Genomic DNA, 11,918 nt, shown 5'->3' with positions numbered 1-11,918 from the left:
GCAGGTGCCACGGGTCCGGTCTGCTGCCAGCTTTTCCCATGACACGTCAGACCACCGTAAGCGGAGCCTGTGGCCGGGCCCGCCGCCCTTTACTCCGGGGCAAACAAGGCAAACGGCGCGCATGCGCGATTGTGCCAGGCGGTGGCACCATAACGCGGTGACCTATGCGCACCCGGCCCGGGACCTCAGCCCCGAGCGCCACCCGCTCGCCGTCATCGCCCACCGCGGAGCCTCCGAGGACGCTCCGGAACACACCCTGTCCGCCTACCGCAGAGCGATCGAGGACGGCGCCGACGCGCTGGAGTGCGACGTGCGCCTCACCGCCGACGGCCATCTGGTCTGCGTCCACGACCGCCGCGTCAACCGCACGTCCAACGGCCGCGGCGCCGTCTCCTCGCTCGAACTGGCCGACCTCGCGACCCTCGACTTCGGGTCGTGGAAGGGCAAGGCGGCGGACGAGGAGGAACCCGACCTGGACGCCACCTCCGTCCTCACCCTGGAGCGCCTGCTCGAGCTCGTCGTCGACGCGGGCCGCCGCGTGGAACTGGCCGTCGAGACCAAGCACCCGACCCGCTGGGCGGGCCAGGTCGAGGCGAAACTGCTCGGCCTGCTGGACCGCTTCGGCCTCGCCGAGCCGCCCGCGGACGAGCCCTCGCAGGTGCGGGTGATGAGTTTCTCGGCGCGCTCCCTGCACCGCGTGCAGGCGGGCGCCCCGGGCATTCCGACCGTCTATCTGATGCAGTTCGTCTCCCCGCGCCACCGCGACGGCCGGCTGCCCGCGGGTGTACGGATCGCGGGGCCGAGCATCCGGATCATCCGGAAGGACCCCGGCTATGTGGCGCGGGTGCACCGCGCGGGGAACCGGGTGCACGTCTGGACGGTGAACGACCCGGCCGACGTCGAACTGTGCGCCCGCGCCGGAGTCGACGCGGTCATCACGAACCGGCCCAAACAGGTGCTTTCGCAGCTCGGCAGGCTGTAGCTCCATTACATGGAGTGCACCGGCGCGTTCGGTACGTGTTCGACGTTCCCGAGTGCCCCACCGTCTCCGGGATGGCCGGTTTCCGGTCCAGTCCATTGGGGCATCCATCCCCTGACGTGGGGCAAAGGAGGTCTCGGGGGTGGCGTTGGTGGTGGCACAGGAGGTGCCCACGTCGTCGATCATGGCCGTACCCCATGGTCCAACCGGTGTGGGCCAGGCAAGACACCGGATGCGTGAGGATCTGCGCATCAGCGGGGTACCGGATTCGGTCATCGACGACGCCGTATTGATTCTTTCGGAGCTGCTCAGCAACGCGTACCGGCACGGACGCCCGCTGGGCCCGGAGAACGGCGACAGAGACGGGGAGAAGGACGGGGGGATACGTGCTGCCTGGAGAGTCGACATGCACGGCCGGCTCACGGTCGAGGTGACGGACGGGGGAGGCCCGACCCGGCCGATTCCGGCCACACCTTCGGTGACCGCGCGCGGGGGCCGCGGCCTGAACATCATCAGCGCTCTCTCCCAGGACTGGGGCGTACGGGACGCCTGTGGCGAGGTGACCGTATGGGCCTCTCTGTCGGCGCGTGACAGTTTCACGACGCGGATCGAGCTGGCGCCCGAGATGGCGTTCTCGGATATCGACGAGCTGACATGACGACGATGCGACGCGCGTAGACCGCTGCGTTCGCCAACCCTTGGGGGCGCTCTTCGCGCGCCCTGTACGGCCGGTGTGCCCCGCGAAGCGGTTCGCGGCACCCCACCACCGCCGGCCGGAGCCTTCACGACTGCCGTCGGCGTACGGCTTTCTCCCGACTGCGGGCCCATTGCGCCTGCGGCGGGCCTTTCCCCAGCCCCGCCCCTTCCCGAAACCGGGGAGACCCCGGACCCCCTGAAGCGGCTGCGCCGCTTGTCCTCAATCGCCGGACGGGCTGAATTCCGCGGACCGTAACCAGCGAAATCAGCCCGTGGGGGCACCTCTGGGGGCACCCCCGGACGGAGTCTGGGGGAGGTAGCTGGGGGAGCTTGAGGACGCGGCCGCAGGCCGCCCCCGCCGCAGGCGGCAACCGACCCGCAGCCGAAGGTCCATCGTCCGCCCGTCCGGCAAGGACTAGGCTCGCCGCACATATCTGCACCCCAACGGGAGAACCGCACGCCATGGCCAAGAAGCGCCGCCCCCAGACCAAGGCCGCCACGCCGTCGGCCGTCGACGGCCCGATCCCCGTCGTCGGCGCCCGCGAACCCTGCCCGTGCGGGTCGCGCCGTCGCTACAAGGCCTGCCACGGCCGCGAGGCCGCCCACGCGGTGGCCGAGCTCGTGCAGCGCCCCTTCGAGGGGCTGCCGAACGAGGCCGACTGGGTCGCGCTCCGCGAGCTCGTGCCCGCCGCGACCGTGGAGCTCACCCTCAAGGGCGGGCTGCCCGAGGGCGTGCCGTCGGTGACGCTCGCCACCGTGCTGCCCATGGCCTGGCCCGCGCTGCGCCGCGACAACGGCGCCGTGCTGCTGGGCCTTCAGAACGACACCGCGTCCGGCGACCTGAGCCGTGACCTCGCCGACACGCTCCGGCGCGCCCTGGTGGCCGCTCCCGGCAGCCCCGTGGCCGCCGAGCGCGTCGGCACGGACGGGCCGCGCCTGCAGGACCTGCTGGACCCGGAGGGGGCCTTCGAGCCGGCCGTGCACACGGGCTTCGAGTTCTGGGTCGAGAACGCCGAGAACGCGACCGGCGAGGTCGCCGCCTCCCTGGACCGCGCCAACGCCGCCGCCATCCCGACCGTCCGGCTGTCCGGTGTCGACGCCGCCTACTGGTGCGAGACCCCGGACAAGAACCACCTGCGCTGGGTCATGACCCACCCGGAGGAGGAGCTGCTGGACGCCCTGGCCCGGCTGCACGCCGCGGGCACGTCCTCGCTCGGCGAAGGGACCCGCCTGGTGGGCTCGTTCCGCGCGCACGGGCTGACCGTGCCGGTGTGGGACCTGCCGAGCGCGATGCGCGCGGAGGACATCGAGAAGCCGGCCGCGGCCTTCGCGGAGCGGCTGGCCGTGGCACTCGCGGACGACGCCCCGCTGACGGCCGAGGAGCGGCGCGCCCGCGGCGGCCTCACCAGCCGTCAGATCACCCTGAACTGACCTCCGGGGACTCCGGGGCGCCCATCAGGGCTTCGCCCCGGACCCGGACCCCCGGGCCCCGGACGGGCCCGGTCCGCCGCGGGTGATCGTCGGCCCGCGGCGGATCCCGGCCGCCCCCTGGCGTCGAGCGCGCCCCCTCATCGGTCTGTGCGCCGCTCCGTCATCCGTCCGCGCCCCCTCCATGCATCCGTCCACCCTCCGGTCGACACATCGATCCGCGCGGCACCGCCGCATGCGGCGGAGTAGTTGATTCCGGTGCGCTGACGGCGCCATTTACGTGACTCCTGTCACAACTCCCGCTGTCAGCCCGGAAATACACGTCCGGAAATCCGCGATCGAATTTGCGAACGGCCGATCTCTTGTTACCGTTCTAGGAGCCCGGTCGCTGGTGCATCCCCCGTCGCCAGCGACCGGGCGTTTCCATGCCCGCGTACGCGCCCGGCGCCGCCGCTTCGAGCGGGATCTAACCCGCCTGGCCGCCCGGTGAGTTGCTGCCGGACCGCAGCAGCAGCCTTCCGTCCGCGCCGGCGATCTCCGCCACCGCCGAGTACGCGTCGCGCTCCCGGGGATCACGCACGGTCGGGGCGTGCGGCGTCTCGCAGCCGTCAGGATCGTCCGAGGACCCCATCTGGCACTGCACCTCGACCGTCCGGCCCCCGGGGTCCATGAGGGTCAGTACGGCCGTCAGCGGGCCGCCTGTGGCGTTGCGGTAGTACGTGCGCGCCCAGGTGTCGGCCCCCTGCCGCAGGACGCAGGTCTGCGCCTCCACGCCTTCGGGCGCGGCGAGTTCGGGGCCGCAGCGCGTGGAGTCCCGTACGTCGTCACCGCCGGACCGCTTCCCGTCGGAGCCCTCGCTCGCGTCGACGGCCGGGGAGGGCGCCGGTTCCGGCCCCGGCTCCCTGAGGTCCGACGCGCTGCCCGCGGCCGCGAGCGGCGCCGACGTCCGCCCCCGCTCGCCCTTGGGACTCCCGGTCCGGCCGCGGGCCTTCTCCTGGCCCACCGGGCCGGCCGGACCCGCCGTGGCGGCGGCCAGCGGCAGCACGATCGCCAGGGCGACCACGCTCGCGAGCGCGATCATCCGAAGATTGGCCGCCCGCTGCGCAGACGCACTGGGCTCTCCGGGCACACCGGACCGACGCTCCATAAGGACCACCTGCAACTCGCCGCGAACGCTGAAGACGCGGGGACGGCTTCCGACACCCCGCCGGGCCGACGGCGCCCGGCAGAACATCCGGCGCAGGCCCGCACCCGAACATAGCGGGCAGGACGGCGCCTCCCGGGCGGCCGCGCGGCGGTTACCGCAGTTCTCGGAGCGGCTTACACCCGTACGAGTGAGAGCGCGTGCGTCTCCCGTCCGTACGCGCTCTCGTAGTTCCCGTACCGGCGGCCCCTCAGGGGCTGCCGCTCCTCACCCGGCCCACGGCCCCTCGGGCCACGGTGCACGTCCCCCGTGTCAGTACGCGAGCTTGCTGCCGCCCCCGGACGTGCCCGCGCTCTCGGCGACGAGTACGTCGACGACGGTGGAGATGTCCGGCAGCCACGGCCGCGCGGACACTCCCGTACGGCCCCGGTCCGCCCGGAGGGCGCGGTCGACGCGGAGCGCGCGGGCCGGACCGCCGACGGAACCCGCGGGCTGCGGCGCCCGCTCCCAGCGCACCCGGCCGGCCCCCGTGGGCGACGGTGGCAGTGCCACATAGCCGCCCTCCCCGTGGAAGCGCAGCGAACCGGGCACCCAGTCCTGGCTGTGGAGCAGCTCGCCGAGGACCTCCAGGGAGTAGGGCGCGACCAGCAGCGCCCAGCGGCTGGGGGTGGCGACCACGGGCCCGAGGCGCACGCCCGCGCGGTCGAAGGCGGCCAGCGCGCGGGCGCCCGCGACGGCCGGCAGGCTCACCGCGCAGGGCGCGCGCCCGCCCGTCGCGAGCACGACGGGGGCGTCGGGGCGGTTGGTCCACCACCAGCGGACCATCCGGGCGTCCGTGGTCGCCGCGAGCAGCCCGGGGTCGAACGGGTGGGCGCCGGGGGCCGCGCAGTCGGGGTGCGGGCAGGCGCATTCGCGCTCGCGGCCGCCGCCGGACCGCAGCCCCACGCCCGGGAGCACGGGCCACTGCCACTCCGTGGCACAGACCAGGGCCGCGGTGAGCACCGCGGACCGGTCGCTTCGCCGAAGCGAGAGCTTGCGTCGCCTTCCGAGGATCTCGCGCATGAGCGCTCGTTCCTTTCCGTGAACGCCGAAGTTGGGGCCCTTGTCGGAGACAAGGGTCGTATCGCGTGAATCTGACTGAACTGCGTGAACTGGCTGTACTGGCGGAACTGCGTGAACTTGCAGGGCACTGCACAGAGCTGCCGGACTGCCCGGGCCGTACGGACTGCGTGGCATTGCGGTGGCACTGCGTCGGGCCGCGTCCGACTTCCATGGCACTACGGGTCCGACTTCGCGCGCTGCTCAACACGCCGTGGCCCTTTCGAGGCCGGCACACCACGTGGATCAAAAGTCACTGCATACAACGCAGCGCATCACGCCACGGGCGGAGCGTGAAACCTGGCGGGGGGTGGCGCGCCTATGGCGCTTTGTGCCGAGCCTCTGCACCCCTCGTCCGCGGCACGGGTTGCCCCACGCCCTCGGGGGCGGGCGCGGCCTTGCCGGGGAAGACGCTCGGGCCCGCCGCGGGGTTCCGGGGCGGCCCCAACTGCCCCTGCCCTTCTCCGAGTACGTACCCACCGGGGTGGATATGACGCGCTGTCGAGCAACGCCAGTCGACCTCAAATCCATGCCCCCGGGACCATTTTCCGGCCAACTTTGAAACCCCATAGACACCACCAATCCCACCGGCCCAATGCTGGACATCGGCTTACCCGGGCGTGTACATGTGGAGCACTGATAGCGCGCAACACGACAGGGGGTTTGCGATGCTATTGACGAAAAAGCACAGGCCAACCAGCTGGTCAAGAGGGCTCGGCGAGATGCCGCGCGCACCTTTCCGGACCACTGCCCGCCGCATCGCCGCGCGGCCCTCCCCAGGCAGACGGCCATGACCACACCCCATCTGCCGAAAGTGGCCGGAATCAATCCTCCACTTCCCGCGCCCTCGCACACTCCGTCCCCCTCGGCCGCCGCCCCTTCCACCGATCCCGCCGATCCCGCCGCTTCGGACTCCCCCGGCCGGGCGGACCCCGCCGACCCCCACGGCCCCGCCACCCCGGACGGCCTGCGGCCGCCGGCGCCCAACGCCCTCGTGCAGGACCGGCTGGCGGGCTGGATCTCCGACCTCACCACCCTCCAGGAGCTCACCGAGCGGCTCGCGCGCACCGGCACCCTCGACGCCGCCCTGCACGAGGTGCTGCGCGCCGGATCCTCGCTCGTCGGCGCCCGCCGGGGCCTGGTCACCCTCCAGCCCGCCCGGGGGCCCGGCCACGACCGCCCGGTCACCGTCGGGCTCGGGCTCGGCCGCGCCGACCTCGGCCACATCGAGACCCTCCCCCACGACGTCCGCGCCCCGCGCGCCCCGGACCGGCCGCCACCCCGGCCCGGCACCGCCCCGAGGGAGGCGTGCGAGGCCCCCGGCCCCGACTCGTACGGCCGCCTCTTCGACGACCTCCCGCCCGCCGGGTCCCGCGCGGGCGTCGCCCACCCCGACATCGCGGCCGAGGAGGGGCTCACCCCCCGCCACCGCGAGGTCGCGGCCCGCCTCGGCTACGGCGCCAGCTACGCCGTGCCCCTGGAGTCCGAGGCCGCGGGCCGCATCGGCGCGGCCGTCTGGCTCTACGACGAGCCCGCCGAGCCCGGCGAGCGCCAACGGCACCTGATCGGCCTCTACCGCGACTACGCCACCGAGCACCTGGCCCGCCACCTCGAACTGGCCGAGGCCCGGGACGCCATGACCACCCTCCGCGAGGAGCTGCTCCCCAGCCGGCTGCCCCGGATCGCGGGGGTCCGGCTGGCCGTGCGCCACCGGTCGGGGCCCCGGGGCGGCGGCGACTGGTACGACGCGCTGCCGCTGCCCGAGGGCGCGCTCGGCCTGGCGGTCGGCGGAGTGACAGGTTCCGGGCCCAGTGCCGTCGCCGCGATGGGCCGGCTGCGGGCCTCCCTGCGGGCGTACGCCGTGATGGAGGGTGAGGATCCGGTCGCCGTGCTCTCCGACCTCGAACTGCTGCTGCGGCTGACCGAGCCCGCGCGCGCCGCCACCGCGCTCTTCGCCTACTGCGAGCCCGCCGGGGCCGACCGCCCCGGGGGCCGGGGGAGCAAGGTCGTGCTGGCGGGTGCCGGGCACTGCCCGCCGCTGATCATCGGCGAGCACCGCGTGGAGTACGTGGAGACCTCCCTGTCCGCACCGCTCGGCATGCTCGCGTGCTGGGAGGCGCCGAGCGTCGAGATCGAACCCGCGCCCGGCGAGACGCTCCTGTTCTACAGCGACGGCCTGCTGCACCGCACCGGCGACACCATGGACCGGGCGTTCGCCCGGCTGCACTCGGCCGCGGCGGGCGTCCCGCGGGCCGCGCTGCGCGACCCGGACGCGGTCGTGGAGCACGTCCTGCGGACCATGCTGCCCGCCGATGACGACGACAGGGCGGCGGACAGGAGCGACAGTGGCGAAGACGTCGTCCTTCTGGCCGCGCACTTTGAATGATCCTGCTTGACCAGTGGATGTCCAGGTCGGCGGCCGACCTTCTGCGCGAGTCCGCGTTCAAACCTTCGCCGCCGACCTTCTCCCTCGCTTTTCCTCGCACATACGATGGAAATGCCCCGTCCGAGGAGGAGAGCAGTGACCGAGCAGCAGCCCGCGCCCGAGAACCCCGAAGGTGACGAGCCCATCAAGCAGCGGAAGAACGGCCTGTACCCGGCCGTTTCCGACGAGCTTGCCGAGAACATGAAGTCCGGCTGGGCCGACACCGAGCTCCGCGACCTCGAGCCGATCGCCCAGGCCCAGGAGACCGCCCACCGCCGCGCCGAGCTCTCCGCGCGTTTCCCCGGCGAGCGCCTGGTGATCCCCGCGGGCAATCTCAAGACCCGCTCCAACGACACCGAGTACAGCTTCCGCGCGTCCACGGAGTACGTGTACCTCACGGGCGACCAGACCCAGGACGGCGTGCTGGTCCTGGAGCCGGCCGCCGAGGGCCACAAGGCCACGCTCTACCTGCTGCCGCGCTCGAACCGTGAGAACGGCGAGTTCTGGCTCGACGGCATGGGCGAGCTGTGGGTCGGCCGCCGCCACAGCCTCACCGAGGCCGCCACGCTCTACGGCGTGCCCTGCAAGGACGTCCGCGACCTCGCCGACGCGCTGGGCGAGGCCACCGGCCCCGTCCGTGTCGTCCGCGGCCACGACGCCGGGATCGAGGCGGCCCTGACCGACAAGGTCACCGCCGAGCGGGACGAGGAGCTGCGCGTCTTCATCAGCGAGCAGCGGCTCGTGAAGGACGCGTTCGAGATCGGCGAGCTGCAGAAGGCCGTCGACTCCACCGTCCGCGGCTTCGAGGACGTCGTGAAGGTCCTCGACAAGGCCGAGGCCACCTCGGAGCGCTACATCGAGGGGACGTTCTTCCTGCGCGCCCGCGTCGAGGGCAACGACATCGGCTACGGCTCGATCTGCGCCGCCGGCCCGCACGCCACCACGCTCCACTGGGTGCGCAACGACGGCCCGGTCCGCTCCGGCGAACTGCTGCTCCTGGACGCCGGTGTGGAGACCCACACCCTCTACACCGCCGACGTCACCCGCACGCTGCCGATCAACGGCACGTACACCGAGCTCCAGCGCAAGATCTACGACGCGGTGTACGAGGCCCAGGAGGCCGGCATCGCGGCGGTCAAGCCGGGCGCGAACTTCCGCGACTTCCACGACGCCGCCCAGCAGGTGCTCGCCGAGAAGCTCGTCGAGTGGGGCCTGGTCGAGGGCCCGGTCGAGCGCGTCCTGGAGCTCGGCCTCCAGCGCCGCTGGTCGCTGCACGGCACGGGCCACATGCTCGGGCTGGACGTGCACGACTGCGCGGTCGCCCGTACGGAGACGTATGTGAACGGCGTGCTGGAGCCCGGCATGGTCCTGACCGTCGAGCCCGGCCTCTACTTCCAGGCCGACGACACGACCGTGCCCGAGGAGTACCGCGGCATCGGCGTCCGCATCGAGGACGACATCCTCGTCACGGAGGACGGCAACCGGAACCTCTCCGCGGGTCTGCCGCGGACGTCCTCGGACGTCGAGACCTGGATGGCGGGCCTGAAGTAGTGCGGGATCCCCGCGCCCCGGAAGGGGCGCGGGGAACGGCGCGACCGGCCGGCGAAGCGCTAGCGCGTCGTGTAGCCGCCGTTGATGAAGAGCGTCTGCCCGTTCAGCCACCAGCCGTCCGTGAGCAGGAACTTCACATACGGCACGATGTCCTCGATCTTCGTCAGCTCCCCGTTCATCGCCGAGGACTTGTGGTACGCGATGGAGTCGTCCGTCTCGGCCGGGTAGAAGAAGCCCGTGTCCATCGGGCCCGGCGCGATGTTGTTGACCGAGATGTTCCGCCCGAACAGCTCCTTCGACAGCGCCCGCGTGAAGTGCTCGACCGGCGCCTTGCTGCCCGCGTACACCGAGTAGAGACCGGTGTAGGCGGCGAGCAGCGAGGTCACGACGGTGACGATCTTCCCGCCGTCCTGGAGCCGCTTGGCGGCCTCGCGCATCATGAAGTACGCCGCCTTGGAGTTGACCGCGAACATCCGGTCGTACTCCTCTTCCGTGACCTCCGTCATCGGCTTCTTGATCACCATGCCGGCGGTGTTCACCATGCAGTCGACCCTGTCGAAGGCGGCCTCGGCGACGTCGAAGAGCCCCTCGACCTCTGCCACCTTGGTCAGGTCCGCCTCGTGGACGACGGCCTGGCCGCCCGCCTTCTCGACCTCGGCGGCGGTCTTCTCGGCGTCCTCCTTCGAGGACGGGCTGTTGTAGTGGACGACGACCTTGGCACCGTCCTGGCCGACCTCCCTGGCGATGAGACCGCCGAGGTTCCTGGACGCACCGCCGATGACGACGACCTTGTCCTTGAGCGAGCGCGTGGGGCTGGGCATGGGCCTCTCCTGGAACGCGTGAATTGCCGGTATTGCCACGCTAGGAGCAGATACCGGCACGCGCCCGTGGGCGGGGCCCACACGAGGGTCCCCGCGGTCCGTACGCCTTCGGCGGCGGGCGGCCGCTCACGACGCCCTGAGCAGCGCCGCGTCCTCTCTCCACTTGAGGATCTTGTCGAAGCTGACGACCGCGCCCTGGCGGCCGGGCCGGTTGTGGACCCGCACATGGTCGGTCAGGGACTCGATAAGGAAGAGGCCCCTGCCATGTTCGTCATGGGCGGGGGCCGCGGGCTGCGGGGCCTGATGGGCGGGGCGCGGGCGGCGGCGGTCGTGGCGGCGCGGCTGCTCCGGGAAGCCCGGGCCGGAGTCGGTGACCTCGATGCGGCAGGTGTCGCCGTCGATGAAGGCCGTCACCAGATATCCGGTGGAGGAGTCGCCGCCGTGCTCGACCGCGTTCGCGCACGCCTCGCTGAGCGCCACCGACAGGTCGTAGGAGATGTCGGGGTCGACGCCGGCCGTTTCCATCGTGCCGACCAGCAGTCTCCGGGCGAGCGGAACGCTCGCGGCCTCGCGCCGCAGATGGAGTGACCACCAAATGCTCATGCTCAGCCTCCTGGCCGCGGCTCGATATACCGATACGTATAGCCACCACCATCGACCCGTAAGCCTGTCGGATGTGTGAGACCGCTCATTCGGACGACGCGCCCGGCGGGTGCATCGGTGTATGGCCCTTAAACCGGCGTGCGCCCATGCGCCCCCTGTGAGCGCCCCCTGCCGTAGGGAAGGAGTAAGTCCGATGGGATGATGGCGCAGCCATGCCTCACCCCGTCGCGCGCGCCGGCGCCGATCTGCGACTGTTCCGGGCCGCGGTGTTCACCGCGGTCTGCGTTCTGCTGTCCGCGGGCGGGCATGTGCTGGCCTCCTGCGCGAGCGTGCCGCTGTGGACGCTGGGCGCGGGCTTCGCGGCGGTGTTCATGGTGGCCGTGCCACTGGCCGGACGGGAGCGCTCGCTGCCGGGCATAGCGGCCGCGCTGGCCGCCGGACAGCTCGCGCTGCACGCCCTCTTCGGGCTCGGCCAGCAGGGCGCCGGGACGGCGACCCGACAGGCGGGCTCCGAGGGCCGGTTGATCACCTTCGCGGCGCGGCTGATCTGCAACCAGCCGCACCCGATGTCGGCGGCCGAGGCCCGTCGCGTCATCGCGGACGCCGGGCTCGACCCGGCCACGCACCCCATGCGGATGGCCATGCCGCCGAGCGCGCCCGCACAGCCGGATTCGCCGCTCCACGCCCTGCTGCCCTCGCTGCCGATGCTGCTCGGCCACCTGCTCGCGGCCCTGGCCCTGGGCTGGCTGCTGCGGCGCGGCGAGGTCGCGCTGTGGCGGGTGGTCGGGCTGTCGGAGCGGTCGGCGCGCGGGGTCGCGGAGGCGGCGCTCGTACGGGCGTTGCGCGCCGCGTTCACGCTCGTGCGCGCGCTGCGGGACCGGGCCGACGCCCGCCCGGCGGCGCCCGTCCGGGGTGCGTACGGGGACGACGAGCGGCCGGTGACGGAACCGGCGCTCCAGCACTTCGTGATCAGGCGGGGACCGCCGCGCTTCGCCCTCGCGGCCTGACGACGCGACGCGCGCTCCAGCGCTCCGGCATTCCGATATTCGGCATACCCATGTCTCGGACATGCCCGGATTCCGACACCCACCGGAAATATTCCGGCATTTCGGATAGGAGAGTCGTCGCGCCGTGACCGCACGCGCGCCGTACTCCCCTTTTGTCCCTCCTGCC

The 11,918-nt window shown here is 72.5% G+C and carries 10 protein-coding genes; 6 read left to right on the top strand and 4 right to left on the bottom strand.

What is annotated here, in order from left to right; translation table 11 throughout:
• Positions 1-157: 157 nt before the first annotated feature.
• The 3 genes from DXZ73_RS22745 (at position 158) to DXZ73_RS22735 (ending at position 3,106) form a co-directional block, all read left to right on the top strand.
• On the top strand, positions 158-982 hold the full coding sequence (locus tag DXZ73_RS22745) for a glycerophosphodiester phosphodiesterase (protein ID WP_240351442.1): 825 nt from the start codon (positions 158-160) through the stop codon (positions 980-982).
• Between the two features lie 181 nt (positions 983-1,163).
• Positions 1,164-1,637 carry an ATP-binding protein gene (locus DXZ73_RS22740; RefSeq protein ID WP_240351774.1) on the top strand — a complete coding sequence of 158 codons (474 nt, stop codon included), beginning with the start codon at positions 1,164-1,166 and terminating at the stop codon, positions 1,635-1,637.
• 500 nt (positions 1,638-2,137) lie between these two features.
• Entirely contained in the window at positions 2,138-3,106 is a 969-nt protein-coding gene (locus DXZ73_RS22735; RefSeq protein ID WP_116212930.1) for a DUF5926 family protein, read from the top strand.
• A gap of 463 nt (positions 3,107-3,569) precedes the next feature.
• On the opposite strand, the gene DXZ73_RS22730 is transcribed toward DXZ73_RS22735, so the two are convergent.
• Complete coding sequence (locus DXZ73_RS22730) at positions 3,570-4,184, bottom strand: hypothetical protein (protein ID WP_240351441.1); 615 nt, start codon at positions 4,182-4,184, stop codon at positions 3,570-3,572.
• Between the two features lie 375 nt (positions 4,185-4,559).
• Complete coding sequence (locus DXZ73_RS22725; RefSeq protein ID WP_116212928.1) at positions 4,560-5,309, bottom strand: bifunctional DNA primase/polymerase; 750 nt, start codon at positions 5,307-5,309, stop codon at positions 4,560-4,562.
• Between the two features lie 826 nt (positions 5,310-6,135).
• Between DXZ73_RS22725 and DXZ73_RS22720 the strand changes: the two genes are divergently transcribed.
• The gene (locus tag DXZ73_RS22720) at positions 6,136-7,731 is read left to right on the top strand and encodes a PP2C family protein-serine/threonine phosphatase (RefSeq protein ID WP_205519206.1); all 1,596 of its coding nucleotides are present in this window, start codon (positions 6,136-6,138) and stop codon (positions 7,729-7,731) included.
• A 111-nt stretch (positions 7,732-7,842) separates the two neighbouring features.
• On the top strand, positions 7,843-9,321 hold the full coding sequence (locus DXZ73_RS22715; RefSeq protein WP_116212926.1) for an aminopeptidase P family protein: 1,479 nt from the start codon (positions 7,843-7,845) through the stop codon (positions 9,319-9,321).
• 59 nt (positions 9,322-9,380) lie between these two features.
• On the opposite strand, the gene DXZ73_RS22710 is transcribed toward DXZ73_RS22715, so the two are convergent.
• Both DXZ73_RS22710 and DXZ73_RS22705 read right to left on the bottom strand, forming a co-directional pair.
• On the bottom strand, positions 9,381-10,142 hold the full coding sequence (locus DXZ73_RS22710; RefSeq protein WP_116212925.1) for an SDR family oxidoreductase: 762 nt from the start codon (positions 10,140-10,142) through the stop codon (positions 9,381-9,383).
• A 126-nt stretch (positions 10,143-10,268) separates the two neighbouring features.
• Positions 10,269-10,745, bottom strand: a complete 477-nt coding sequence (locus DXZ73_RS22705) for an ATP-binding protein (protein WP_116212924.1) — start codon at positions 10,743-10,745, stop codon at positions 10,269-10,271.
• A 212-nt stretch (positions 10,746-10,957) separates the two neighbouring features.
• On the opposite strand from DXZ73_RS22705, the gene DXZ73_RS22700 reads away from it, so the two are divergent.
• Complete coding sequence (locus DXZ73_RS22700) at positions 10,958-11,752, top strand: hypothetical protein (protein ID WP_116212923.1); 795 nt, start codon at positions 10,958-10,960, stop codon at positions 11,750-11,752.
• The last annotated feature ends 166 nt before the right edge of the window (positions 11,753-11,918 follow it).

Source organism: Streptoverticillium olivoreticuli subsp. olivoreticuli, assembly GCF_003391135.1.
Taxonomy (GTDB): Bacteria; Actinomycetota; Actinomycetes; order Streptomycetales; family Streptomycetaceae; genus Streptomyces; species Streptomyces blastmyceticus.
The sequence above is the reverse complement of the archived record's forward strand: the minus strand, read 5'-3'. Positions and strand labels throughout refer to the sequence as shown.